General features: G+C 62.9%; 28 protein-coding genes. 11 read left to right on the top strand and 17 right to left on the bottom strand.

The genetic code is table 11. The features are described 5' to 3' along the window. Positions 1–33: 33 nt before the first annotated feature. From IVB36_RS31625 to IVB36_RS31610, 4 genes are all read right to left on the bottom strand, one after another. On the bottom strand, positions 34–219 hold the full coding sequence (locus tag IVB36_RS31625) for a hypothetical protein (RefSeq protein WP_018453934.1): 186 nt from the start codon (positions 217–219) through the stop codon (positions 34–36). 121 nt (positions 220–340) lie between these two features. Then, positions 341–553, bottom strand: a complete 213-nt coding sequence (locus tag IVB36_RS31620; RefSeq protein ID WP_143273036.1) for a hypothetical protein — start codon at positions 551–553, stop codon at positions 341–343. Next, entirely contained in the window at positions 553–735 is a 183-nt protein-coding gene (locus tag IVB36_RS31615) for a hypothetical protein (RefSeq protein WP_143273038.1), read from the bottom strand. Before IVB36_RS31615 ends, IVB36_RS31620 begins: the two co-directional genes overlap by 1 nt. A gap of 120 nt (positions 736–855) precedes the next feature. Beyond that, positions 856–1,050, bottom strand: a complete 195-nt coding sequence (locus tag IVB36_RS31610) for a hypothetical protein (RefSeq protein WP_007614011.1) — start codon at positions 1,048–1,050, stop codon at positions 856–858. An 86-nt stretch (positions 1,051–1,136) separates the two neighbouring features. On the opposite strand from IVB36_RS31610, the gene IVB36_RS31605 reads away from it, so the two are divergent. Continuing rightward, positions 1,137–1,652, top strand: coding sequence for a ferritin-like domain-containing protein (locus IVB36_RS31605; protein WP_018453931.1), 516 nt, complete (start codon positions 1,137–1,139; stop codon positions 1,650–1,652). A 91-nt stretch (positions 1,653–1,743) separates the two neighbouring features. On the opposite strand, the gene IVB36_RS31600 is transcribed toward IVB36_RS31605, so the two are convergent. Then, on the bottom strand, positions 1,744–2,601 hold the full coding sequence (locus IVB36_RS31600; RefSeq protein ID WP_018453930.1) for an SDR family oxidoreductase: 858 nt from the start codon (positions 2,599–2,601) through the stop codon (positions 1,744–1,746). A gap of 63 nt (positions 2,602–2,664) precedes the next feature. Then, positions 2,665–4,476: a malto-oligosyltrehalose trehalohydrolase gene (gene treZ, locus IVB36_RS31595; RefSeq protein ID WP_247394193.1), complete on the bottom strand. Its 1,812-nt coding sequence runs from the start codon at positions 4,474–4,476 to the stop codon at positions 2,665–2,667. Between the two features lie 278 nt (positions 4,477–4,754). Here treZ and IVB36_RS31590 point away from each other — a divergent pair, with 278 nt between their 5' ends. The 4 genes from IVB36_RS31590 to IVB36_RS31575 all read left to right on the top strand — a co-directional run bounded on the left by IVB36_RS31590 (position 4,755) and on the right by IVB36_RS31575 (position 9,111). Continuing rightward, the gene (locus IVB36_RS31590) at positions 4,755–5,012 is read left to right on the top strand and encodes a DUF3606 domain-containing protein (protein ID WP_018453928.1); all 258 of its coding nucleotides are present in this window, start codon (positions 4,755–4,757) and stop codon (positions 5,010–5,012) included. A gap of 43 nt (positions 5,013–5,055) precedes the next feature. Then, entirely contained in the window at positions 5,056–7,293 is a 2,238-nt protein-coding gene (glgX, locus tag IVB36_RS31585) for a glycogen debranching protein GlgX (RefSeq protein WP_018453927.1), read from the top strand. Positions 7,294–7,398: 105 nt separating this feature from the next. Beyond that, a complete protein-coding gene (locus tag IVB36_RS31580; protein WP_026232628.1) occupies positions 7,399–7,692 on the top strand; it encodes a hypothetical protein in 294 nt (97 codons plus the stop codon). Between the two features lie 147 nt (positions 7,693–7,839). After that, positions 7,840–9,111, top strand: a complete 1,272-nt coding sequence (locus IVB36_RS31575) for a DUF892 family protein (protein WP_085383542.1) — start codon at positions 7,840–7,842, stop codon at positions 9,109–9,111. A gap of 3 nt (positions 9,112–9,114) precedes the next feature. Here IVB36_RS31575 and IVB36_RS31570 read toward each other — a convergent pair whose 3' ends face one another. Next, positions 9,115–12,231 carry a DEAD/DEAH box helicase gene (locus IVB36_RS31570; protein WP_247394192.1) on the bottom strand — a complete coding sequence of 1,039 codons (3,117 nt, stop codon included), beginning with the start codon at positions 12,229–12,231 and terminating at the stop codon, positions 9,115–9,117. Here IVB36_RS31570 and IVB36_RS31565 point away from each other — a divergent pair. Then, positions 12,230–12,460, top strand: coding sequence for a hypothetical protein (locus tag IVB36_RS31565; RefSeq protein ID WP_094183527.1), 231 nt, complete (start codon positions 12,230–12,232; stop codon positions 12,458–12,460). The two genes, IVB36_RS31570 and IVB36_RS31565, sit on opposite strands and share 2 nt — an antisense overlap. A 160-nt stretch (positions 12,461–12,620) precedes the next feature. On the opposite strand, the gene IVB36_RS31560 is transcribed toward IVB36_RS31565, so the two are convergent. Next, positions 12,621–12,881 (bottom strand): hypothetical protein, encoded by a 261-nt coding sequence (locus IVB36_RS31560; protein WP_007595982.1) that lies wholly within the window; start codon positions 12,879–12,881, stop codon positions 12,621–12,623. 121 nt (positions 12,882–13,002) lie between these two features. Here IVB36_RS31560 and IVB36_RS31555 point away from each other — a divergent pair, with 121 nt between their 5' ends. After that, entirely contained in the window at positions 13,003–13,734 is a 732-nt protein-coding gene (locus IVB36_RS31555; RefSeq protein WP_018453922.1) for a DUF3750 domain-containing protein, read from the top strand. A gap of 285 nt (positions 13,735–14,019) precedes the next feature. On the opposite strand, the gene IVB36_RS31550 is transcribed toward IVB36_RS31555, so the two are convergent. The 7 genes from IVB36_RS31550 to IVB36_RS31520 form a co-directional block, all read right to left on the bottom strand. Continuing rightward, positions 14,020–14,307 (bottom strand): DUF2934 domain-containing protein, encoded by a 288-nt coding sequence (locus IVB36_RS31550; protein WP_247394190.1) that lies wholly within the window; start codon positions 14,305–14,307, stop codon positions 14,020–14,022. A gap of 282 nt (positions 14,308–14,589) precedes the next feature. Further along, positions 14,590–14,751, bottom strand: a complete 162-nt coding sequence (locus IVB36_RS31545; protein ID WP_007595988.1) for a DUF2934 domain-containing protein — start codon at positions 14,749–14,751, stop codon at positions 14,590–14,592. Between the two features lie 336 nt (positions 14,752–15,087). Next, the gene (locus IVB36_RS31540) at positions 15,088–15,744 is read right to left on the bottom strand and encodes a hypothetical protein (RefSeq protein ID WP_247394188.1); all 657 of its coding nucleotides are present in this window, start codon (positions 15,742–15,744) and stop codon (positions 15,088–15,090) included. Positions 15,745–15,758: 14 nt separating this feature from the next. Beyond that, positions 15,759–16,253 carry a type II 3-dehydroquinate dehydratase gene (locus tag IVB36_RS31535; protein ID WP_247394186.1) on the bottom strand — a complete coding sequence of 165 codons (495 nt, stop codon included), beginning with the start codon at positions 16,251–16,253 and terminating at the stop codon, positions 15,759–15,761. Positions 16,254–16,285: 32 nt separating this feature from the next. After that, positions 16,286–17,566 carry a TRAP transporter large permease subunit gene (locus IVB36_RS31530; RefSeq protein ID WP_085383158.1) on the bottom strand — a complete coding sequence of 427 codons (1,281 nt, stop codon included), beginning with the start codon at positions 17,564–17,566 and terminating at the stop codon, positions 16,286–16,288. Positions 17,567–17,627: 61 nt separating this feature from the next. Next, the gene (locus tag IVB36_RS31525) at positions 17,628–18,137 is read right to left on the bottom strand and encodes a TRAP transporter small permease (protein ID WP_085383159.1); all 510 of its coding nucleotides are present in this window, start codon (positions 18,135–18,137) and stop codon (positions 17,628–17,630) included. A gap of 76 nt (positions 18,138–18,213) precedes the next feature. Continuing rightward, the gene (locus IVB36_RS31520; RefSeq protein WP_018453915.1) at positions 18,214–19,230 is read right to left on the bottom strand and encodes a TRAP transporter substrate-binding protein; all 1,017 of its coding nucleotides are present in this window, start codon (positions 19,228–19,230) and stop codon (positions 18,214–18,216) included. 227 nt (positions 19,231–19,457) lie between these two features. Between IVB36_RS31520 and IVB36_RS31515 the strand changes: the two genes are divergently transcribed. The 4 genes from IVB36_RS31515 to IVB36_RS31500 all read left to right on the top strand — a co-directional run bounded on the left by IVB36_RS31515 (position 19,458) and on the right by IVB36_RS31500 (position 23,747). Further along, positions 19,458–20,117 (top strand): GntR family transcriptional regulator, encoded by a 660-nt coding sequence (locus IVB36_RS31515; protein ID WP_026232625.1) that lies wholly within the window; start codon positions 19,458–19,460, stop codon positions 20,115–20,117. Positions 20,118–20,175: 58 nt separating this feature from the next. Then, the gene (locus IVB36_RS31510) at positions 20,176–21,075 is read left to right on the top strand and encodes an SMP-30/gluconolactonase/LRE family protein (protein WP_204512182.1); all 900 of its coding nucleotides are present in this window, start codon (positions 20,176–20,178) and stop codon (positions 21,073–21,075) included. A gap of 968 nt (positions 21,076–22,043) precedes the next feature. Next, positions 22,044–22,973, top strand: coding sequence for a Ku protein (locus IVB36_RS31505; protein WP_018453912.1), 930 nt, complete (start codon positions 22,044–22,046; stop codon positions 22,971–22,973). Between the two features lie 45 nt (positions 22,974–23,018). Next, on the top strand, positions 23,019–23,747 hold the full coding sequence (locus IVB36_RS31500; RefSeq protein WP_247394184.1) for a DUF72 domain-containing protein: 729 nt from the start codon (positions 23,019–23,021) through the stop codon (positions 23,745–23,747). A 104-nt stretch (positions 23,748–23,851) separates the two neighbouring features. Here the strand turns inward: IVB36_RS31500 and IVB36_RS31495 are convergent, their stop codons facing one another. Continuing rightward, positions 23,852–24,121, bottom strand: coding sequence for a hypothetical protein (locus IVB36_RS31495; RefSeq protein ID WP_247394182.1), 270 nt, complete (start codon positions 24,119–24,121; stop codon positions 23,852–23,854). Between the two features lie 386 nt (positions 24,122–24,507). Continuing rightward, complete coding sequence (locus IVB36_RS31490; RefSeq protein ID WP_247394181.1) at positions 24,508–24,804, bottom strand: hypothetical protein; 297 nt, start codon at positions 24,802–24,804, stop codon at positions 24,508–24,510. Positions 24,805–25,266: the final 462 nt, after the last annotated feature.

Raw genomic sequence — 25,266 nt, 5'->3', positions numbered from 1 at the left:
AACGCGCAAACTCCGCCTCGGCAGACCACCAGCTCAATCCCTGCCGGCGAATTGACGGTCGAGGTTTGACGCCGCGTCGGCGCTTCTGAGCCGTTTCATCAGCTCATCCCGCTCCTTGCCGTCGGGCAACGCCTCGGCCTTTTCACGGATGGTCCTGGTGAACTCCGCAAGCCGTTCTTGCAGAGTGGTGGTTTGCTGAACGCGACGCCGCCTGAGCACGATCGGGTCTCCATCTCATGGCACCATGCGGTGCCTTTCCGGATTGCCGATGATAAGTGCGAGCGCAGCCATGTCTGTATCAAATGATATAGTTCACGCCATTGGTGCCGACACCCTTTGTTCACATGTGAACAGTGGGAGCCACCTTCACCTGCCGCTCCGGAACGAAAATGGCGGCTGTTACATTGACGCGGCGAGACAGCACGGACGCGCCATGGGCAAGATATTGATCAGCACCGCCGTCGTAAGCCTGGCGCTCATCATTGCCTTCGCGGTCTATGTCATCACTCTCTGAATTGCCAAGTAGAAGCGAATGATGGTGCGGCTCGGACATCAACCGCGCGCGCAGCAATCGACCAACAGGTCCCAGATCCGCTGCGCCTCGCGCGATGCGCTGCTTTCCGGCCCCTTCTCCGGGTTGGACTGCGAATAGTCCGCCACCGGACGTTCCTCGCGAGGCACGATCCATCGCTGGGAGATCGGGTCGTACCATTTTCCGATCATCATTTCAGTCACGCCGATCGACTCACCGATTTGATCCTGGGCGAGCTACGGCTCACGGGCTTCGTCAATCCCATTCACCGCGCCTCGCCCATTTTACAAATCGGCTTCTGACACAATCGTTCCTGCCGCGGCTCAGCCAGGCCGTGCCGGATGAAGCGTACGGGGATGCCGCTCGTGCAGCAGTCGCGCGAGCTCTTCCCGCTCCGCAGGACGCCCCTTCATGGCGGTCTCGAACAGCGCTTCCTGGATGTCGCGAGGCATGTCACCCCACACGTCCATGGCCGCTCGTCCGAGCAAGCCCGCAAGATGATCCGCACCATCGCTCATTCGGCTCTCCTGATCTGATCACGGGAATGGAACAGCTAGGGCTGTGCAGCGTTCCAGTTCCATCATTGTCAAAGGAGACGTCGTTTATGGGATTCTTCACCAAGGACATCAAATCGATGGAAGACCTGCTGCTGCACGGCCTGCAGGATATCTATTACGCGGAACAGCAGATCCTCAAGGCTCTGCCGAAGATGATCGAGAAGGCGACAAACAGGGACCTTGCCGCCGGCTTGAAAGCCCATCTGGAGGAGACCAACAAGCAGGTCGACAGGCTCGGCAAGGCATTCGCGAAGCTCGGCAAGGAGCCCAGCGGGACACACTGTCCCGCCATCGACGGCCTCATCAAGGAGGCCGATGAGACCGCGGGCGAAATCGAGGACAAGGCCGTGCTCGATGCCGCGATCGTGGCCAACGCACAGGCCGTCGAGCATTATGAGATGTGCCGCTACGGCACGCTGATCGCATGGGCGGAGGAACTCGGGCACGACGACATCGTGCGCTTCCTCACGACGAACCTGAACGAAGAGAAGGCCGCCAACACCAAGCTGAACACCGTGGCGCTTCGCAAGGGCGTCAATGCCAAGGCGTCCAGCGCGGCTTGATCGAGACCTGCTGGTCAAGGCGTGCTGGTGAAGACGTACTAGACGTGGCGGCCCCACCCGCGGGGCTGCCACGTTCTCGTTGCAGGTTCGGTCAGATGAACGGCTTGCCGCCGGTGACCGCCAGGGTCGCTCCCGACGTGTAGCTCGAGAGTGGATCGGCGAGCATGACATAGGCGGTCGCAAGTTCGGCCGGTTGGCCGGCCCGTTGCATCGGCACTTGCTTGCCGAAGTTCTTGACTTTGTCCTCCGGCATCGTCGACGGAATCAGCGGCGTCCAGATCGGACCCGGAGCGACCGCATTGACCCGAATGCCCTTTGCCGCCAGCATCTGCGCAAGGCCGCCGGTAAAGTTCTGAATGGCGCCCTTGGTCGTGGCATAGGCCAGCAGGGTTGGATTCGGCATGTCGGAGTTCACCGACGCGGTGTTGATGATCGCCGCTCCCGGGCGCATGTGGGGGACCGCAGCCTTGGTGAGATAGAACATGGCGTGAATGTTGGTCTCGAACGTCCGCTGCCATTCCTCGTCGCTGATCTCAGCGATCTCCTTGAACGTGTCCTGATGCGCCGCGTTGTTGACGAGGATGTCTATTGCGCCGAACGCCTCGACGGTGCGCTGGATGATCGCGCGACAATGATCGGGATTGCGGATGTCGCCGGGGATCAGGACGACCTTGCGTCCCTCGCGCTCCACCAGCGTCTTGACCTCAGCGGCATCCTCGTCCTCGTTCAAATAGGCGATGACGATGTCGGCACCTTCCCGGGCATAGGCGATCGCGACCGCGCGGCCGATGCCACTGTCGCCACCGGTGATGATTGCCTTCTTTCCGGACAGTCGCCCGGAGCCCTTGTAACTCTCTTCGCCGTGATCCGGTCGTGGATTCATCGCGCGGGTCGAACCGGGCATCGATTGCTGCTGGGACGGATAAGGCGGCTTTGGATATTCGGTCATGGAGTGGCTCCAGGGATTTACTCCGCTAACGGAAAGCTTTCGGAAGCGTTCCTCGCGGTTCCATCACGCCTCGTGGCCAAGCCGCACGATGATGTCGCTCGGCAACAGCTCTGGCGCGTCGGCGGCGCCCAATCGCCATAGGCTCTCGCCCGCGACCAGCGCCGGCATGGGCAGTTCGTGGTCGGCGAAATTGGCAAGAATCTGCAAGATGTCTCCCTTCTGCGTCCGCCAACGGGCATCCAGGCCGCCCTTACGCTGGTTCTCCCCCAGCAACCTGCAATGAGCCGAAACGAAACCCCGTTTGATCAGCGGAACGATCTTCTCGCGCCTTATCTTCAGCAATCGGGCTGTGAGGCCGCGAAACCTGGCGCTGGCGGGAGAGCGGTCGATGCCGGCCCAGTCGAGCTTCGATGCCCCGAAGGTTTTTTCATCGCACGGATCCGGAATCCTGGCGCGCATGCCGGGCGTCGAGAACGCCTTGAAGTGCGCGAACTCCTTGCGCCGCCCTTCCCGCGTCAGCTCGGCAGCTTCGCCGGACCAGTCTGCGAAAAACAGGAATGGCGTCTCGGCCGCGGCTTCCTCACCCATGAACAACAGGGGAATATGCGGGTTCAAGAGAACCAGTGCCATGGCCTGGTCCAGCTTCTCCGGACCGACCAGCGCGGAAAGCCGCTCCCCGAGCGCGCGGTTGCCGATCTGGTCGTGGTTCTGGGCGAAGAAGATGGTGGCATCAGGCGGCAGATGCGCGCTCGGCTCGCCGCGCGGTTCGTCATGCAGCGGAAAGATTTCGCCCTGGTAGGCAAAGCCCTCGGTGAGCGCTCGCGCGAGATGTTCAAGCGGCCTGTCTGCGAACGCGCGATAATAGCCTTCGTCCTCGCCCGTCAACAGGACGTGGAGCGCGTTGTGAAAATCATCGCCCCATTGCGCGTCATAGAGCCGGGTTCGCCCCTGAGCACGGTCGAGCAGGCGGGCCTGATTGGCCTCGTTCTCCAGCATCAGATGCACGCGCCGGTCCGGCAGCTGACTGCGAACCGTCTCGGCAAGCTCGATCAGGAAATGGCGGTCGGAATCGTCCTTCAGGGCGTGAACGGCGTCGAGCCGCAAGCCGTCGAACCCGTAGTCGCGCAGCCACATCAACGCGTTCTCGATCAGGAACTCGCGCACGAACGCGCCGTCGTGTCCCTCGAGGTTGACGGCAGGGCCCCAGCCGGTGCTGTGGCGCGCGGTAAAGAAACTTTCCGCATAGAGGTGCAGATAGTTCAGCTGCGGTCCGAAATGGTTATAGACAACATCGAGATAGACCATGATGTCGAGGGCATGCGCCGCGCGTAACAGCCGCTTGAGGTCTTCCGGCCTGCCGTAGCGCGCATTCGGCGCATTCAGCAGCACGCCGTCATAGCCCCAATTGTGCCGGCCGGGGACATCATTGAGCGGCATCAGCTCGATTGCGGTAATGCCGAGATCGCGCAGATAGGGCAACTTCTTCTCGACGCCGGCATAGGTGCCCTCCTCACTGAAGGTGCCGACGTGCAACTCGTAGATCACGGCCTCCGCCCAAGGGCGGCCGGGATAGAGCACCGAGTCTCGGAACGCCGCAGTGTCCACCACCTCGCTCGGGGCCCCGACGTCGTCCGGCTGGAAGAACGAGGCGGGATCGGGAACGACCAGGTCTTCGTTGATCCTGAACTGATAGCGCGTGCCGACATGCGCGGCGGGACTCAACGCCTGGTACCAGCCATCGTGGTCGCGCATCATCCGGAGTGGCGGCCGGCCGGCTTCGAGCAATTCGACCGATTGCGCCGTCGGCGCCCACAGATTGAAGCAGACCCCGTGGTCGAGGCATCGAGGGCCGTGGTGTCGCGCTGGCCCAGCCATTCCCAAACTGTGACTCAAACCTGGCCGCCTTTGCGTGCATGGCTGGAAGTTACGGCACGCTTCGCGAGGCTCGATTTTACGATCGCTTGAGCATGCTCAACGGGAGAAGCCGAGATGTGGGCATTCGTTCCTCAGGCCGGCGCCACACCGATGCGCCATGTGCGTTGTGTGCACTTTTGGGCCGAGGTGCGGCGACGATGGGTTGGGGAAGATCAAGTTGCAAACAGGGAACGGAATCGCCGGGGCGACGGTTGCAACTCCACACGGGAGTTTTCGTCATGCGCCGCTCGAAGCCACAGCCGATCCGCAACAAGCTCGACCTGGCCGACCGTACTCAGGTGCGCCTCGTCAGAAAGCGTCTCGGACTATCCGACGCAGAGCTGACCAGCATCGTCGAGCGGATTGGCAACTCGATTGCGGCTATCAGCAAGGAGGCGGCGCTGCAAAGGGCAACCACGCTGCCGAAGCCGGACGATGTGCCTCCTGTCGCGGTGATTACTTCTGCGACCGTCGGCGAGCAGGCGACGCGGAAGTGACGGCAACCTCACCAAATTCTTCAGGGGCTATTCGGGGGCAGCGATGGATCAAACGGTACATTCAGACGACACCCTGACGCGGGCGGCCTCGAGCCTGCGCCGCTCCCGCATCAGCGAGGGCAAGCCGTTTCCGCTCGGCGCCACCTGGGACGGGCTCGGCGTCAATTTCGCGCTGTTTTCAGCCCATGCCACCAAGGTCGAACTCTGCCTGTTCGACGACAGCGGCGAAACCGAACTGGAGCGGATCGAACTCCCCGAATATACCGACGAAGTCTGGCACGGCTATTTGCCCTCGGCCCGCCCCGGCACCGTCTATGGCTACCGCGTCCATGGCCCCTACGAACCCGACGCTGGACACCGCTTCAATCCCAACAAGCTCGTGCTCGATCCCTACGCCAAGCAGCTGGTCGGCCGGTTGCGCTGGGGACCGGAGCTGTTCGGCTACCAGCTCGACCATGCCGACAAGGATCTCTCCTACGACGAACGCGACAGCGCGCCCTTGATGCAGAAATGCCGTGTCATCGACCCGGCCTTCACCTGGGGCGCCGCGCGCAAGCCGGAAGTGCCGTGGGAGCGGACGATCGTCTACGAGATGCACGTCAAGGGGTTTACCCAGTTGCATCCGCTGGTGCCCGACGCAGACCGCGGCACGTTCTCCGGTCTCGCGCACTCGGAAGTTCCGGCCTACCTGCGCTCGCTTGGCATTACCAGTGCAGAATTGTTGCCGATCCATGCCTTCGTTGACGACAGCTATCTGGTCGAGAAAGGCTTGCGCAATTACTGGGGCTACAACTCCCTTGCCTTCTTCGCGCCGGAGCCGCGTTACCTCAGGACGCCGTTCGCGAACGAATTCAAGGCCATGGTCAACCAGTTCCACGCCCATGGCGTCGAGGTCATCCTCGACGTCGTCTACAATCACACCGCTGAAGGAAACGAGCTCGGCCCAACCCTCTCGTTCAAGGGCATCGACAACGCCAGCTATTACCGCCTGCTGCCGGACCAGCAGCGCTACTACATCAACGACACCGGTACCGGGAACACGGTGAACCTGTCGCATCCACGCGTGCTGCAACTGGTCGCGGATTCCCTGCGCTACTGGGCGACCGAGATGCGGGTCGACGGTTTCCGCTTCGATCTCGCCACCATCCTGGCGCGCGAACCTTACGGGTTCGATGAAGGCGGCGGCTTCCTCGATGCCTGCCGGCAGGACCCCGTGCTTTCCAGCGTCAAGCTGATCGCCGAGCCCTGGGACATCGGTCCGGGCGGCTATCAGGTCGGTCAGTTTCCGCCGGGATGGGCGGAGTGGAACGACAAGTTCAGGGACACCGTGCGCGCCTTCTGGAAGGGCGATGAGGGATCGATCGCGGACTTCGCCAAGCGCGTGTCCGGATCCGGCGATCTCTTCAACAAGCGCGGCCGCCGGCCATGGGCCAGCGTCAACTTCGTCACAGCCCATGACGGCTTCAATCTCAATGACCTCGTCTCGTACAACGACAAGCACAACGAAGCCAATGGTGAGGATAATCGCGACGGCCACAGCGACAATCATTCCTGGAATTGCGGCGCCGAGGGACCGACGGACGATCCGGACATCACGGCGCTGCGCGAGCGCCAGAAGCGCAATCTGCTGGCGACCATGTTGTTGTCGCACGGCACGCCTATGCTGCTTGCCGGCGACGAATTCGGACACACCCAACACGGCAACAACAACGCGTACGCCCAGGACAACGAGACCACATGGCTCGACTGGCTCCGCATCACCGCAAATGGCCGCAGCCTGCGCGAATTCACGCGCAAGCTGATCGCCACGCGCAAGGCATTTCCGATTCTTTACCGCAGCCGCTTCCTGGTCGGCTCCCACAATGAAGAGCTGGACGTGAAGGACGTGACGTGGCTCGCGCCGTCCGGGGAGGAAATGACGACGGACCAGTGGCAGGACGGTAACGCCAAATGTTTCGGCCTGCTGCTCGACGGCCGCGCCCAGGAGACCGGGATCAAGCGCCGCGGCTCGGACGCAACCATGCTGCTGATCTACAACGCCCATTACGACGTCGTGAATTTCACCTTGCCCGCAGTCGCCGAGGGACGCAGCTGGATCGGGTTGATCGACACCAATCAACCGGAGGGGCAAATGCCCGCATTCGAGTTCGGGCACGTTTATGCGATGACGGGGCGATCCCTCGTGGTGTTCGGTCTCGCCACCGAAACCATCGCCACGCGCCGCCTGCGCCAGGGCCTCGGCGCGCTGCTGGACGTCGTGGAGGCGCCGCTGCCGGGGTAGTTGGTCGTGACACGGTGAGCCGACGCTTTCGAGTTGATGACGACAGGGAACGCACGCAGGTTATCGGCGTTCGAGTAGATGGGGCATCAGTCGGAGAACACCGAGATGAAGTTCACAGGTGCCGTTATCCTCGCCGCTCTCGCGCTGCCTGGAGCAGCCTGGGCGCAGGCCAGCAAGCCTGACGTTTCGTCCGCGCCGAGCGCGCAGAATTCGGGTGCCGGCATTGCCGGGCAGCCCGGCAACAAGAACGGGCCGGCCGCAAAGCCTGGTGAGACCGTTGGATCGAGTTCGACGAGCTCCACTGGCAACACCGCCGTGCAGTCGCAGGACCCGTCGAATATTCAGGGCGCGCCAGGCAACAAGAATGGGCCGCCCGCCAAGCGTCCGGACCAACGCTAAACGAATACGCCCACAATCCTGCCGATCGACTTCGAACGACCTGCGCCCGATATCATCGGCGCAGGTCGTTTCGCGAGGAACGAACGCTAAAGCCGCCCGTTCGGAAGACATCCTCGTTCCTGTCCTCCCAATACGAGAGTCCCCACCATGTATCACCACGTCAAGAAGCTGATGTTCACCGTTCGCGTCGACGAGCCGGATCCCCGCTTCGGCAACATGCTGCTGGAGCAGTTCGGCGGCGCGAATGGCGAGCTCGCCGCCGCGATGCAGTACTCGATCCAGGGGTTGAACTGCGAGGATCCCGATCGCAAGGACCTGCTGATGGACATCGGCACCGAAGAGCTCAGCCATCTGGAAGTGGTCGGCACGCTGGCGCGGATGCATCTCAAGCCGTCGAAGTTCGACCGCCAGGCGGCCGAAGCCGATCCCCTCATCGCCATCGCCGGCGGCGGCGGCGTCAATCTCTTCAACTCCCAGGGCAATGCCTGGACCGCCGACTATCTGAAGATCACCGGCGAGCTTGACGTCGATCTGCGCAGCAACATCGCCGCGGAGGCGCGGGCCAAGATCGTCTACGAGCGGCTGATCAATTTCTGCGACGACGCCGGCAGCAAGGACGCGCTGCAGTTCCTGATGACCCGCGAGATCACGCACATGAAGGCGTTCGCGCTCGCGCTCGAGAGCATGGGCAAGCCAGCGTTCAGCATCGGCCGCATCGCGCCGACGCCCGGCCTCGTGGACCAGTTCTTCAACGATTCCACCGGCGCCGGCGACCATGGCGAGATCGACACGCGCGGCCCGTGGAACGAGGGCGGCGACTGGGTGTTCACGGAGTCGCCGGCGATCCAGGCGGGCGAACCGGGTCCGGCCTCGGCCATCGTCACCGAGAGCTCGCCGCCCGCGGACGAAGCGGGTCTCGGCGATCTGCTCATCAACGAGCTGCGCGATATCCTGCATGCCGAGAAGCAATTGACCAAGGCGCTTCCCAAGATGGCGGAGGCCGCCCGCTTCGATCAGTTGCGCGAGCTGTTCGAGCAGCACCTCGCCGAGACCGAAGCGCAGGTCGAGCGCATCAACGAATGCTTCGAAATGCTCGGCAAATCCCCCCGCGCCAAGCCCTGCAAGGGCATGATGGGCCTCGTCGAGGAAGGCCAGGAGATCATGGCCGAGGGCGAGGACAAGGAGGACGCGGCGGCCGACCTCGCCCTGATCGGCGCAGCGCAGCGCGTCGAGCATTACGAGATCGCGGGCTACACCACGGCGCGCAACCTCGCCCAGCAGCTTCGCCACAGTGCCATTGTCGCCCTGCTGTCGAAATCGCTCGCCGAGGAGGAGAACGCCGATCAGCTTCTCAACCAGGTGGCTCGCTCGCTGATGTCGGTGGCGAAAATGCCCGCGGCAGTCGAGCAGACCGAATGATCCCTAGCCGTCCAGCAGGTCGAGAAATTCCTCGACCCGGCTGAACGGATCCTGGTCGCGGCGGCCGGCGTGAACAACGCGGTCGCCGTCGCGCTGCAGCGATCGTGCCTCGGACTTTCCCCTGAATTTCCGCAGCCGCCCTGGCAGGAATGTCGCGGCGACGGCCTCGGGCCCGACATCGAGCCTGACGATGCCGCGCCGTTTGCAATCGATCCGGAGCCTGGCGGATGCGAAGAAGTCGCGGGCCTCCGGCGGCAGCCTGCCGAAACGACGCGAGATCTCCTCCTCCAGATCTTCCAGATCGTCGTCGCTTCGGCACCTGGCAGCGCGGCCATAGATCTCGAGCCGGACCGCTTCCGATTGCACGTAGCCTTCAGGCAGCATGTCGGCCAGCGGCATATTGAGATCGGGCACCCACAGATCGGCCCCGGTATCGCTGCCTCGCTCGGACGCCCGCTTCAGCAGATGACTGTAGAGCACGGGTCCGAACACCTGGACGTGGCCGGACTGCTGTTCCGAGAACAGATCGCCGGCGCCCCTGAGGTCGAGGTCGCGCTCGCTGATCGCAAAGCCGGCCCCGGGCTTGCTGAACTCCTCCAATACCGCCAGACGTTTCTCGGACTGCTCCGAGGTCGATTCCGTGAGCAGATGGGCAAAGGCGCGCGTGCCGCCGCGTCCCACCCGTCCCCTGAGCTGATGCAGCTGCGCAAGTCCGAACTTTTCGGGCCAGCACACCACGATGGTGTTCGCGCGCGGAATATCGAGACCGCTTTCCACGATATTGGTCGCCAGCAGTACGTCCGCCTCGCCATCGACGAAACTCATCATGCGATCGTCGATCTCGTCCACGGGCAGTCTGCCGTGAAGACAGACGATGCGCAGCTCCGGCGCCACCGATTGCACCCGCGCCAGCATCGGCTCCAGATCCTGGATGCGTGGGCAGATCAGGAAGCTCTGACCGTGCCGCCTGCGCTCGCGGAGCAGCGCTGCGGCAATGGCAGCATCGGACAGCGGCGCGATCCTGGTCACGATGGGAAGGCGATGAACCGGCGGCGAGGCGATGACGCTAAGATCCCTGAAGCCGGCAAGACCCGCCGCGAGCGTGCGCGGGATCGGCGTGGCGCTCATCCACAGCGAATGGGCACCCTTGGCGAGGCCTGAAAGCTTCGCCTTCTCGGCCGCTCCGAAGTGCTGCTCTTCGTCGATGATGACGAGGCCGAGGTCGGCGAACTTCACGTCCTTTGCCGCAAGCGCCTGCGTGCCGACCACGACTTTCAGCATGCCGCGCCGCAGCCCCTCCTTGGTCTCTCGCGTCTCCGGGCCTGAACTGGCTCGTGACAGGCTTCCCACCTCGATGCCGAGAGGGCCGAACCGCTTGCGGAAGGTTTCGACATGCTGCCGCGCCAGCACGGTCGTCGGCGCCGCGATCGCCACCTGCTTGCCGGACAGCGCCACTGCGGCCGCCGCCCGCAGCGCGACCTCGGTCTTGCCGAAGCCGACGTCACCGCAGATCACCCTGTCCATGGGGTGGCCCGCCGCAAGATCGTCTAGGACGTCTTGAATCGCCTGGGCCTGGTCCACTGTCGTGAAATAGGGGAACCGGGCGACGAATTTTTCGTAAGCCGGCCCCGGCGGCACCAGTTTGGGTGCACGACGGCGGAGGCGCTGGCTGATGTGTTTGGCGAGCGCCTTGGCGGCGACCTGGATTTCCGCTTCCGCCTCGGTGCGCCGCGCCCACCAGCTGCTGCCGTCCGCCTTGTCCAGCGTCAGCTTCCCGGGCTCGCCGGCATAAGGCCAGATCACGGCAAGATCGGAGGGCGGTACGAGCACGGCATTGTCGCCCGCGAATTTGAGCCTGATCATCTCGCGTCGCGATCCCTTGCCCATATCCAGGGTCTGCAAGCCATCGAGCACGGCGAGCCCGCGTTGCAGATGGACGATAGCGGCGCCCTTTTCCGGCACGTCGGGATGATCGAAAGCCGGATTCCAGGCGCGCGCCATCGGCTGCGGATGATGGGCTCGGCTGCCGAGCACGTCGGACGCGGTCACGACGACGAGCGGCTTGCGGCCGGCGCCAATGAACCCCGCGTCGAAATCGGCCAGCAGCGCGCCTTCGCGGCTCCGTGCCTTCGTCACCTCGCTCCAATCGGCCAGGCGCTCCGCCTTGATGCCGCTCATGCGCTCCATCGCGCGAAGGTCGTCCTCGACGGCCGCGACGAACAGCAGCCGCGATCCGCCGCGCTGCATGTCGGCGACGAAGGCGCGAAGCGCCTTGCGAGGCGAGGCCAGCTTCGAGAACTCCGGCGTCGAGATCAAGGCCGCCTTGCGCGGCAGCACGCTGATGCGCTTCTTCAGCTGCTTCCAGTCCGCCTGCCCCAGATATTCGCGTTCCGCATCCCTGCGGCCGGCAGCGTCCTCGATCGTGCCCTGCCAGCTCTCGGCGTGAGCCGATACCCCGGCATCCGCGATCCATCGCGCGCGGCTGCAATAATCAGGCAGTGTCGCCCGCTGTCCGCGCGTAGCTCCCAGAGCGATCCGCTCGGACATGGGATCTATGATCAATTCCGGGGTCTCGTAGACGACCTCGTGCTCGATGGGATCAACCGCGACGATCTTGCGGATCGTGTCGCCGGAATGCTCGATCCGGAAGGGAGCGAGTGCGCCGGCGGGAAACACTTCGAACGTCTTGCCATGGAACAGGACACCGCCCGGATACTCCGCCTCTTCGTCGAGATCGTAGCCGAGAGCTTCCAGCCGCGTCTCCAGCTCGGTCTCGGAATAGGGCGCGCCCACCTTCAGCGTGAGGCTCGACCGCGACCAGCTCGCCGGCAGCGGCAGCCGTTCCATGATGGCTTCCGCGGTGGACACCAGGAAGACGGGCTTCTTTGTCTTGGCGAGACGCCGCAGCACCGAGCTGCGCCGGCCCGCGATCTCGCGGGAGGGCTCGAGGCCGTCGAAGGGCAGCGTGTTCAGGCGCGGAAACACCAGCACGTCGACCGAGGGATCGAGGGCGTGGATCACGCCGCCCAGCCGCTCCGCCCTACTCTCGTCGTCGCAGAGGAAGACGAGGCCGTCGCGGCCGGACTTCTCCCACTGCTCGAGCAGATGCAGCGCCAGCATGCCGAGCGGCGATGAGGAGGCGACCGCGGAACGCGAGGCGCTCTTGTCCGGGCGCTTGCTTGTCGAGCTGGTACTTTTCGAGCTCTTGCTTTTCGAACTCGTGCTCTTCGCGCTCTTGCTTATCGAGCCTACGCTTTTCGAGCTCTTGCTTTTTGTCTTTATCGCGCCGGTCGTGGCCCGGGCTTTGCTGGTGGGCGCCAATGTGTATCCAACTTTGTTTCGCAAATAGAGGCGAGCGACGACGAGCCCTCCCGTCGAGCTCCGTCGATAACGCGCCTTCGGGCTTGAGCGCCCACTGACGTCATTACAATTTTGCAATTGCGTTGAAAAGCAGAGACAGGGGGCAAAGGCAAGCGGCCTGAACGGGCAGAAGGCTAACGGGCAGGCGGCTATTGCAGAACCTTCGGCAGCACGACGACCACGTCCACGCTCTGCGCGAGGATGTGCGTGGCGACCACAGCGAGCTGGTGCGAGAACTCGTCCTCGATCTCGGCCGCGCAGTCTTCGTCGCTGGCAATGGCAAACAGCAGATTGCCGTCGATTTCGTCGAACCGGATGCCGGCGAAGAGGCGATCGAAAATCTCGGCGCCCGCGATGTACGCGATTCGCGCTTGGATGGCCTGGTCCTCGACGAGCGACAACTTCCTCATGGACGCAACATATGGCCGCACCACCCGAATGCAAGAGCAGGAGAGCGCTGGCGCGGCGTGCCTTGCGAACTATATTGGTGGCATCGTCCCGCCTGATCGCCGTTTGCCCTTGAGGAAATCCTTGATTCTGTTCCTGCTGCTGATCTTCCTGCCGATCGGCGTGTCGGCCGGCCGCTATTATTTGCGCGGCGACGGCCGCGGCAATTGGCAGACGGCGGATCGCTCCAGCGCCGGCCTGCTGCCGCCCGCATCGGCCAATCCGGATGCGCTGATCCGAGTGTTCGCCGCGCGCACCGTGCGCTGGCGCAGTATTTTTGCCGTCCACACCTGGATCGTCGTCAAGGAGAAGGGCGCCACAACCTATAGCCGATACGACTACACGGCCTGGGGCGACCCTGTTCGCAGCAACGGCTTTCCGCCCGACGGCCGCTGGTTCGGAGCCCTCCCGGAAACGGTGGTCGCCGTCGATGGCGCGCGGGCCGAAGCGCTGATTCCGAAGATCCGTGCCGTCATCGAGAATTACAAGTTCCGCGCCTATGGCGACTACAGCGCCTGGCCGGGACCGAATTCCAACACCTTCGTGCAGGCGGCGCTGGATGCTGTTCCCGAGCTGCGTGCCGTGCTGCCGCCGACCGCTATCGGCAAGGACTTTCCCTACAGCGGACGCTGGGCCGGCATCACGGCGTCCGGCACCGGGCTCTACGCCTCGCTGTCGGGCTATCTCGGCATGACCATCGGCTGGGTCGAAGGGGTCGAGATCAATTTCCTCGGCGCGGTGCTCGGCCTCGACATCCGCCGCCCCGCGCTGAAGCTTCCCGGCATAGGCCGCCTGGGTGTCGCGGCTGGCGCGTAACGCGATGACGGAGCAGTCCCGTCAACGTCGGTCACCTCCCAAGCTTCCCGACATCGTCCTTCCAATGTGTGCTTCAGGTCACAGCAGAATCGAGCGCCTTGGCCTAGACTGAACTTGCATGGCCGCAAACAAGGTAACGGCGGTACGCACCAGGCTGGAGAGGCGACCAACAGCTACGAACTTTTGAGGCCGCCAGGGTGAAGAACTCGGCGGCTTTTTCTCTGTCCGGCGAACGCGCGGACGAACCTTGTTCGCTGCCGAGGTGGCTACCGGCAGCGCCAGCTTCTATCGTTTCTCTGGCGGATCCGAGAGCTTCCGCTGATCGCGCTCTTGTTCGATCTGCCGTTCCGCTTCGACCCAGAACTCCACATCGCGATCGGCCGGGTGACCGGCTTGCTCCCAGAGCTCGTACGCGCGCGCTCGCACCTTGCCGCGCCGCATCATGCGAAGAAGCTTTTGCTTCAGCTCCTCGGCGAAGCTCCTGAATCGCTGGACGGTGGTTTCGTCTTTGACGAGCGCAGCCGCTCGCGTTGCGAGTTCGATCTGGTGCTCTATCTTTTGCCGCTCGTCCACCGCAAACCCCGCCGTAGCCACGGGCCTGCGTCGCAGCCCGTGCTGCTCACATCCTCAATTCCTGCTGGAAGGCTCTGTTCCGCCTTCAATGCCAGGTCCTTCAATGCCACGTCGTGTCCGCTTCGACGATCACCGCCCTTGTTTCGGGATCTTCCGTCGTGTTGCAGGTGCAGGGCATGCCCGCACCGCAGCGGCAGCCGCCCAGTTCCTCACTCCAGGCGCGGAGCGGGTGGTTTTCGCAGACCCATCCCAGACCATAGCAGAATGGGCAGCCCTTGTTGGTCACAGCGTATCCGGCGTCCGCATGGGGTTCGACTTGTCCTCGTTGCGCAACTCCTGCTCGGCCGCATGCCAGAACTCTTCCTCGCGGCCTTCCGGCTTGCCCGCCTGTTCCCACAGGCGGTGCGCGCGTTCTCTGATGTCGTGATCGGTCGGCTCCGGCATTGCATCTCCTGCGAAGAGACACGGCCCCACCCTGGGGGGTATGGGGGCTTGGAGGCGGGGCCGTGCAGGCCAGCAAATCGGCGGCGACGCTGGCCCGCTGAGTCAAGCCTCGATGGTGCGCAAGAGTTCCTAGCCCGGAGCGGCGAACACGCGAGCTCGAACGAAGCCCGCTCTCGCCGCCTTTTACAGGCCCCGGGATGGAGCGGTGCACTCCTGACGCGGAGCGTTCCTCAGGTATCGGGATGCCACGTCAGCCAGCAATCCAGACGAATCTGACGTCGGGCAGCAGGCGGCGCAAGCTCGAGCAAGTCACCGCGGCGAGCGAGAACGTTGTCATCAGCCGAAATCTGCGATACGGGCGTCGAGCGCAAACATGCTTTGAAAAACTTCCGGCTCGCTCGCCCCGGCCATGACGTCGGGGGCAATTTCCGCGGCTTTCCGCAAGGCGCCCTGCAACGACGCGACGTCGAGCGCCTCGATCAGCAAAAGTCCGGCGAAAAAGCCCTCGTTCTTCCGCATGCCCTTCTCGGTCGTCCGCACCGATGTCCGCGCCTCGTCGGTCGCGCCGATCTGCACCGCGGCAACCCCGTCGCACGCAACGAGCGCCTGAGCCAGACCCTGGGGATCCTTCGGCAACGTCTCGATCCGCAGCGCCACGATCGATGCGCCCTCGCCCCGCCCTCCCCGCGCAATCATGACGCCGCCGCCCCGCATGAAATTGCCAAGCTTCGGCATGATGCGCCGGGACCACGGCGTCGGTGCGTTGAGGCGCGCCAGATAAGCCTCGCCGTCGAGGACCTCCGGCGTCCCCAGCTCGTACAGAATGAAGAAGCGGTTGATGTCGTCCCTTGCCGCGCGGAAGACACGCGATGCCAGGAAGCCCTTCGTCGTCACGCGCTCGGTCGTGTGCTCACGCGTCAGCCAGTGCCGGTAGTCGGTCAGGTCGTGAGCCTCGACGTCGCTCCAGATGGCGAGAAATCCCGTGCCGCGCATCCCGCCCTCCATGCCTACGCCTTGCCACCGGCCGCAAGCCCGTGCAGAGCTGGCGCGATGGTCGCAGGCAATTGCCCTAGCCGTTGGACCGCCGCGAGCATCGCGGCGAGATAACCATAGGGACCCAGGCCGCAAATGACTGCCGTGGAGGCGCTCGACGTGATCGAGTGGCGGTGCAGCTCGTCCCGCGCGTGGATGTTCGAGATATGCACCTCGATCTTTACACCCTCGAAAATCCTCAGCGCATCGATCAGCGCGATCGAGGTGAATGAATAGGCCGCGGGGTTCATGATGATGGCGTCCGCGTTGCCATGGGCGGACTGGATCAGGCTGACGAGTTCGCCCTCCATGTTCGATTGATGGAACGACATCGAAACCCCGAGCTGGTCGGCCAGCGCCTTGCAGCTCGCCTCGATCTCCCCGAGCGTCGTCGAGCCGTAGATGTGGGGCTCGCGGATGCCGAGGAAATTGAGATTGGGTCCGTTGAGGATCATGATCCTTGCGGCCATTTTCGCTTGTCCTTCTTTTGTTGCCGACGCGTCTAGCCGCTGAACCACTTGGCCGGGATCGTCACCAGCCCCGGGAATAGCACCATCGCGAACAGGACGATCAGTTGCGCAATCAAGAAGGGCCAGACGCCCTTGATGATGTCCTCCATGCTGATCCTGGAGACGCCGCAAACCACGTTCAGCACGATACCGACCGGTGGCGTGATGAGGCCGATCGCATTATTGATGATGAAGAGGACACCAAAGTAGACGGGATCGATGCCCGCCGCCTTGACGATCGGCATCAGGATCGGCGTGAGGATGAGGATGGTCGGCGTCATGTCGAGAGCCGTCCCCACGATCACCACCACGACCATGATCGCCAGCATCAGGAGCGTGTTGTTGCCCATGAAAGGCTTGAGCAGGGTGACGATCTGTGCCGAAATCTCGGACACGGTGATGAGCCAGGACGACACCAGCGCGGCTGCCACGAGAAACATGACGATGCTCGTCGTCAAGGCCGAGGAGACGAACACCTCGTAAAGCTGCGACAGCTTCAATTCCCGATAGATGCAGGTCGCAACGAACAGCGAATAGACAGCGACGACCACTGCGGCTTCCGTCGGCGTGAAGATGCCGAAACGCAGGCCGACCACGATGATGACCGGCAGCATCAACGCCCAGAAGCCGTCGACCACCGCTTTCACCATTTCCGAGAGCGATGCTCTTGGCGGGGGCGTCAGGTTCTCCTGGCGGACCACCCACCACCAGGCCAGGCAGAGCCCCGCCCCGAGCAACAGCCCGGGGACGATCCCGGCCAGAAACAGTTTCGAGATCGACACGCCCGCGGCGACACCGAAAATGACGAATCCGATGCTGGGCGGAATCACGGGCGCGATGATGCCGCCGGCCGCGACCAGACCCGCCGCATAGGATTTCTTGTGGCCCGCCGCCACCATCATCGGCACCAGCAGGGCAGCCAGTGCCGCGGCATCGGCTGCCGCGGAGCCCGACAGCGACGCAAGGATGCAGGACGCGAGGATCGTGACGTAACCAAGGCCGCCGCGAAAATGGCCGACCGCGACGAGCGCAACGTTGACGATTCGCTTGGCCAAACCACCCTTGTTCATGACCTCGCCGGCGAGCATGAAGAAGGGAATGGCCATGAGCGGAAAGCTGTCCGCGCCGTTGATGACGTTCTGCGCCACGATCTGCGCGTCGAACATGTCGATCGTGCTCATCAGGGCCACGCCGCAGACGATCAGCGCAAAGGCGATCGGCATGCCCAGCGCCATGGCGCCGAGCAGCGAGAGGGTGAAGACGGCAATCGTCATGGCATGATCCCGGTGATTTTCAGGATGTGAGCGCCGGGCGGCACGATACGAGGAGACAGCATCAGTGCTCCTCCGATTCCCTGACGGCTACCATGTCGGCTTCGCTGGCCTGTCCGGAAACGACGCGGAACAGGTCGTAGAGAAGGATCACTCCGGCCGAAACGCCGAAGATCACGCCGACGCCATAGAAAATGCCGAGCGAGAGGCCGGTCGCCGGCGCGCGGTCGTCGATATTGATGATCGTCTGCCGCCAACTTCCCGAGAGCAGAAGCCAGTCGGCGAACAGCATCAGGACGTAGCTGACGATGAAGCAGATGCGTTTGCCGTAAGCCGGCAGCATCCGCACAAGGCTATCGACGCCGAGATGGGCGTGCTCACGCATTGCCACGACCGCACCGAGGAAAGTCAGCCAGACCAGGAGCCAGCGTGACAGCTCCTCGGAAATCGCAATACCGGAGTTGAAGCCGTAGCGCAGGACAACGTTGCCGAACACCAGCACCACCATCACCGCAAGACATGCGGCGATGATGCCCTTCAGCAGGGTGCAATAGAGGTCGAGAATTCGCGCCATGCGTGTCGTCCGGGCAAAGTCGGGTTCAGAGCCGGCCGACTGGCCGGCTCTGCCTCTTGCATGCTGACGAGGTCGACTATTTCACGTCCTTGCGGATGCGATCGAGCTCGTCGTTGAACAGCTTGACCGCCTCCGGCTTGAGATTGGCGGCAATCTTGTCGACCACCGGCTGCGCGGTCTTGCGCATGCGATCGAGCTCTTCCGGCGCGACGGTGTTGTACTGCATGCCCTTCGCCTGTAATTCAGAGAGGGCCTTTTCGGTCTGAAGGCGGGTCTGCTCCTTTTGATAGCCTCGGCTTTCCTCATACGCCTCGCGCATCAGGCGCTGCTCGGTCGGCGAGAGCTTGTCCCAAAACGCCTTGCTCACCAGAATAATGTTCAGGGTGAAGGTGTGATTGGTGGCGGAAACGTATTTTTGCACTTCGTAGAACTTGTTGGAGAGAATGACCGTGAAGGGGTTCTCCTCGCCATCGACGGTGCGCGTCTCCAACGCCGAATAGAGTTCGCCGAAGGCCATCGGAACGGGATTGGCCTTGAAGGATCCGAAGGTCTCGAGATAGACCGGGTTCGGAATGACGCGGAGCTTGAGGCCGTTGAAATCCTCGACCTTGGTGATCGGCCGCGTGCTGTTGGTGACGTTGCGGAAGCCGAGGCCCCAATAGCCCAGACCGATCAATCCCTTCGACGGCAACGTATCGAGCATCGACGTGCCGAATTTGCCGGTGCCGAGAGCATCCGCCTGCTCGATGGTCTTCACGATGAATGGAAAGTCGATGAGGCCGAACTCCGGCACGACGGTTGCGAGCGACGTCGTCGAGGCCGACAGCATTTCCTGCGTGCCGCCGCGTAGCGCGGATTGCTGCTGCAGCTCGTTGCCGAGCTGCGAGGCCGCGAACTCACGAATCTTCATCTTGCCCCCGCTCTTCGCCAGCAGGATCTCCGCAAATTTCTGCACCCCCGCGCTGACGGGGTGATCGGTGTTGTTCAGGTGTCCCCACCTGATCGTGCGCTCCTGAATGTCCTCAGCGGATGCACCGACCGTCAGCGCCACGCAGATCGCCGTCGCAGACAGCGCCCGTACCAACAAGCTCATTTTGACCTCCCTGTTCGATCGGGGCACGACGGCGGCTCGAGCCATTCTTTTCTGCACCCTCAGGTCAATCAAAAAACATAACTACATTTCTCGGTCAAATGATAAATCTCTGTTCATCTGAGATTTTCGAATACATCTGTTGTTATGGATTTGCTATATTGCTGGTAACATTGATGGTTCGGCCGCCCACCACGGGGCGTTGCGCGCATATTGCGGGATCGGAGAGCATGACGTCACTCGAGGGGCGCCCCTTGTCGGCGGGCGACAGCGGTTATCAGCGGATTCGATCTGACATCATTTTCGGCGTGCTGACGCCGTCCGGACGTCTCAAGCTCGACGCCATGAAGGAGGACTACGGCGTCAGCATCTCCACGCTGCGCGAGATCCTCAATCGTCTGACCTCCGAGGGATTCGTGGTCGCGGAGGGCCAGCGCGGCTTCGAGGTGGCGCCGATATCCATCCAGAACCTGCGTGAACTCGCCGGCCTGCGCATCCTGCTGGAGCAGCATGCAATGGCCGAGTCGTTTCGTGCCGGCGACGTCGAGTGGGAGGGCCGCGTGGTGTCCGCGCATCACAAGCTGGCGGCCACCGAACGCACCGTCCTCAAGGAGGGGGACGATCCCGAGCTGCGCAAACGCTACGACGGCGAATTCCACCAGGCTCTCATCTCGAGTTGCGGCTCGCGCGAGCTGATGCAGACCCACGCGATCGTGTTCGACAAATATTTCCGCTATGCGCTGCGCTACCGCGGCGCGGAGACGATCAACCAGCACAAGGCGCTGCTCGAATGCGCCCTCAAGCGCGACATCAAAGGCGCCAAAACCGTGCTTACCGACCACATCAACGGGTGCGTCGCGCACGCCCTCGCCTCCTGGAACGAGGATTGATCGTCCGCGGCCTGACGTCGTTCGGAGACAGCGCTCGTCGCTGCAATCGGATTTCGGGATGACTCCTGACATGATTCCCGCGCATCGGGTCGAGACCGCGGTCGCCACAGGCGACATCCTCGGCGAAACGCCATTGTGGTGCGACAGCTCCCGCAAGCTGTGGTGGGTCGACATCGACCGGCGGCTGCATCAATCCTTCGATCCGGCGACAGGCGCGCATCAGGTTATTCCGTACGCATGCAACTTCCTCGGCAGTCAGGCCTTGACGGCGGATGGCTCCCACCTGCTCGCGCAGGATCTGAGGCTTTATCGCCGCGCGTTCGATGACGATCCTCCAGGTCAGCTCTGCGAGGTCGAAAGCGGCCTCGACAATCGCCTGAACGACGGGCGCGTCGACGCGCGGGGCCGGCTGTGGATCGGCACCATGGACAACCAGCTGCATCGGCCGAACGGAGCGCTGTATCGGGTGGACGCGGACGGCCGGACAACGCGTATGTTCGGCGATGTCATCGTGACGAACGGCATCGCGTTCTCGCCCGACAATCGCACGCTCTACTTCACGGACACGAGGCGTTACCGCACCTGGCAGTTCGACTTCGATCTCGATGACGGCGCGATTAGCAACAGACGGCTGTTCGCGGATTACAGCGCCTCCGGCGAGAGGCCCGACGGCGCGTGCATCGACGCTGCGGGCGGACTGTGGACCGCATTCTTCTCCGGCGGCCGGGTGGTGCGCTATCGGCCGGACGGCCGGATCGATACCGTCATTCCGGTGCCGGCGACCAATCCGACCTGCGTATGCTTCGGCGGAGCCGATCTGAAGACCCTGTTCGTGACGACGGCGAGAAAGTTTCTTGATCGCGAGCAACTGGGCCGCGAACCCCAGGCGGGTCATGTTCTGGCCATTGATGGCATTGCACAGGGACTTCCAGAGCATCGCTTCGGCAATTCATCCTGAGCGCCTGCCACCGAGACGTCGCGGCACATGACGCGACCAGGCATTCAAACAGCGGACATGATTTCTCGTTCTCGCGGCGCGTTTCGCCCGAGCTTTGCTTCGTCACTCCGCCCTCATATCCAAGAGGGCGCAGGGAAGGCCGGGTGCCGGCTGGCACCCGCGGTCCGCTGCGCGAAAAGCACACGCAGGAAAACCGCACAGCAGCATACAGGTGTAGCCAATCACTCGGCCTTCCCTGCGCGATGGTTGGACGGCTTATGCCGTGCTCTCCCGGGAGCCGAGTTCTCTTTGGCCTCCCTCGCCTCGCGAATTTGGATGATGCTGTCTGCCCGGTTGGGCTCGCACACACCTCCGCGAAAGCTTGACCGTAGAAACGACGGCCAGGACCACACGGTTTTGCCGTACGCACGGCCCGCCATTTCGCCGCAGTTTTTCCAGCCCTGTCGACGAAGCCGAAACCTTACAGGCGAGACGAAGCCTAGCAGCGCCGCTCGTCCGCACGCGGTTGCGGGCTCACAGGGTCTACCCGCCCTGCCCGCACCATCTCGTACCGACGCTGCCGCGTCCATCGCAAGCCCGGCTCGCAATCAAGACGACAACGAGATCGCCCCTCAAGGATGAGCCGGGATGAGCGACACATACGCCGTTTCCGAATTTCGGTAAAGTGGAATATTTTTGCGGAGAGGGATTGACGGGAGAAGGGTGTGTTGCCCGACGGGCTGGGTTGCCGCTTCCCTAGAGCAAGGGATTGGCCGTTTTCCACAGAGGTCTAATCACCGCGGAGTGCCAGGGATTGCGTCACCGATACACGTTCTTATTTTGTTCGTTGGGTTAAGACTGCCAGCCATCTATTCCGGGCGCTTGACCGGGATCTGGCATCAATTTGCGGTGGACACCTGCGGGCGGTGTCGGAACTGTGTCGCGCCGTTCGTCTTGAGTCCAAGTCCCCTTATGGAGTTTTGCGTACCATGGCCCCCCGCGCGAACTGGAAAGGCTTTTTGCGTCTCTCGTTGGTCACCTGTCCCGTGGCGCTCTACCCAGCTACGTCGGAGAGCGAGAAGATCTCCTTCAACCAGCTCAACCGTCAGACCGGTCATCGGATCAAGTACCTGAAAGTCGACGCCGACACCGGCGACGAGGTGCCCAACGAGGACATCGTTAAGGGCTACCAGCTCGAGAAGGACCAGTTCATCGAGGTGACCAAGGAGGAGCTTGAGGAGATCGCGCTGGAATCCACGCGGACCATCGAGATCGATGAGTTCGTAGACAAGGCCGAGATCGATCCGCGCTACCTAATTCGCCCCTACTACATCCGTCCGGACGGAAAAGTCGGCCACGACGCCTTCGCGGTCATCCGCGAGACCATCCGCGAGATGAACAAGGTTGCGATCGGGCGCGTGGTGCTCACCAACCGAGAGCACATCATTGCGCTCGAGCCGATGGACAAGGGTCTGGTCGGCACCTTGCTGCGGTATCCCTACGAGGTTCGTAGCGAGCAGGAATACTTCGACGAGATCCAGGACGTCAAAGTGACGAAGGACATGCTCGATCTGGCCAGGCACATCGTGAACCAGAAGGCGGGATCATTCGAGCCGGAGAAGTTCGAGGACCATTATGAAAGCGCGCTGATCGAGCTCATCAACCAGAAGCGCACCGGCAAGCCGATCGTGCCGAAGGATCGGCCGAAAGGCGAGAACGTCGTCGATCTGATGGACGCGCTACGCAAGAGCGTCGGCGGGGCAGCAGCAAAGACCGAGGCTCCGAAAAAGCCTGCCAAGAAGACGAAGAAGGCTGCCGCGGCTCAGAAGGAGATGCTGATGCCGATCGCCGGTAAGAAGCTGGCTAAGGAAGCGGCGGCGAAGAAGCCGACAGCAGGGACGCGGCGGAAGTCGGCGTGAGATTGTGAAACATCCGGTGATACCCGATGGCAGTTTCGGACTGACATGGAAGAGGCCGCGCATGTCAAGGCTGAGCTGCGGCTCGGCACAGCGGGATGGAATGTTCCGCGAGTCTGCAAGGAAAGAGTTGGCGGGGTAGGTAGCCAGCTTGAACGCTACGCGCGGGTGTTGAACGCCACCGAGATCAACTCATCATTTCATAAGCCGCACCGGCGTTCGACCTATGAGAAATGGGCGAACGCGACGCCAGATGATTTCCGCTTTTCGGTAAAGGTGCCGAAGTCTGTTACTCACTCGTCACAGCTTGCGCAGGGTGAACTCGATCGGTTCATCGAAGAGAGCGCCGGACTTGGTGCGAAGCTCGGGGTTTTGCTCGTTCAGTTTGCGCCTCGCAAAATGTTCGTTGCGTCCGATGCGGAGTTCCTGTTCCGCGCGCTGCAGGAAAAGACCTCAGCCGCTCTCGCGTGCGAGCCGCGTCACGTCAGCTGGTTTACGCCCGAGGTCGGCGCCTGGCTCGGGGAACGTCGGATTGCCCGTGTCGCCGCGGATCCGGCGCGGGGGACCGATGCCGACCTGCCGGGCGGGTGGCCTAGTCTGCGCTATTTTCGATTGCATGGAGCGCCGCGCATTTACTACTCCGCGTACGACGGGGCGTTCCTGCGATCGCTGAAGCTGCGGCTCGGTGCTGCGTCGTCATCTAGTGAGACCTGGTGCATCTTCGACAACACCGCAGCCGGCGCAGCGATCGAGAACGCACTAGACTTGCTCGCTTGAAGGGCCTTTTGGCAATAGTCCGCTGATATCCGTTACGTCGTCCAAGTTTGCCAAAGGCGTTTGAGGCTCGCACGCCATTCGAGCGGCGCGACAGCGCAGGGGACCTAATCGGGACGTGGCGGGCACTCCGGGCACGTATCGCCGATCGAATGCAAAACCTCGCGCACTTGCCCGACGGCCTGATCCGGAGATAAGCCCTCGGGTGGCTCCTGCCTGGCTATATCCAATGCGTGCTCGCGTGCATGCGGGTCGGCCCGGTCCTTCGCCCAGCCGTGCTCCTCGCATTCGTGGATGGCGCCCGCCTCCTGCAGCACGCTGAGCGCCCAGCCGCGCAGCGTTCGGATCGCCGGCCGTCCTTCCTTCGTCATCAGCATCGAGCTTGCTCCTGCCCGGACGAATCCTTTGGCCCGTCTTCTCGTTCCGAGCGGTTAGCACGCAGCAGGGATTCGCAATCGCAGAGCTGAGGTTTGTCCCCGTGTTCCGCGGCTCTGGCACAATCGCGTCGGCTGCAGCACGGCTCAGCCGTAGGGTTCTGCCCGCTGAGAAGCGGCCACGCTTCGACTCCGGGCGCTAAACCGCTAAATGTACCCCGCCGTCTTCCCCTCCGCAGCGCGTAGCTTCATGCTCGCCAGCTTGCGAATTGGTGGGACTAATGTGGTACCAAGAGAGTCCGAGGATCGCAGGTTAGCAGGAAGTGCCTGATTTTTTGGTAGCGGGAGAGGACTCGAACCCCCGACCCCAGGATTATGATTCCCGTGTTTTAGGGATTATGGAGCCATCCCAGTAACTTCACCTTCTTCTTTGTGGCGAAATTGCCCAAAAATGGCTTGATCTCGCTCATCACCGACCAAGTTAACCTGCTATCGTTTGTACGAAACTTGTACGGATTGGTGGCATTTTGGCCGACGCAGCGACAGAGAAGAAGGCACAGCAAGTCCGGGAGCGGATCACGCCGGCAGTCGTCGACGAAGCGATTGCCGCTGCCAAGAAGGCAACGGACAGCGGCCGGATCGCCGATTGGAACGATACCGAGCAGCGCTATCTGACCCTGCGCCAACGCGGGCGCTCAGTGCGGTGGATCGTGCGAGCGTACGGCCTCGCGCAAGATCGGATCCGCGACAGGGATCCATGTCGACCCAACCTATCTCTCGCTTCGGGACGCCCGCGAGAAGGCCAAGCAGGTCTACGCCGACATGGCTGGCGGCAAGCTTGACGAGGCGCCTTCGGAGGCAGCACCGGAGGCACTCAAGCCGACAACCTGGACGTGGGCCGATCTTGATCGCGAGTACCAGGCCATGATCGCCCAGCCGCGATGGATCAACCGACGCATGAAGCCGGCGAGCAAGGGCACGTGTGACGACGTCCGCCTTGCGTTCGCCAAGCCGTCCTACCAAGCGCTACACCCCCTGCTCCTTACAGAGTGTCATTCGGCCTGCAATATTGACCCCCTAAGCCGGGGGATCGGCGTCCAAAATTGACCCCCTACAGGTTGGTCTGTTGCGCTGCCTGCTTCGTCATG

Origin of the sequence: Bradyrhizobium sp. 35 (assembly GCF_023073215.1) — a bacterium.
GTDB lineage: Bacteria > Pseudomonadota > Alphaproteobacteria > Rhizobiales > Xanthobacteraceae > Bradyrhizobium > Bradyrhizobium canariense_D.
The sequence above is the reverse complement of the archived record's forward strand: the minus strand, read 5'-3'. Positions and strand labels throughout refer to the sequence as shown.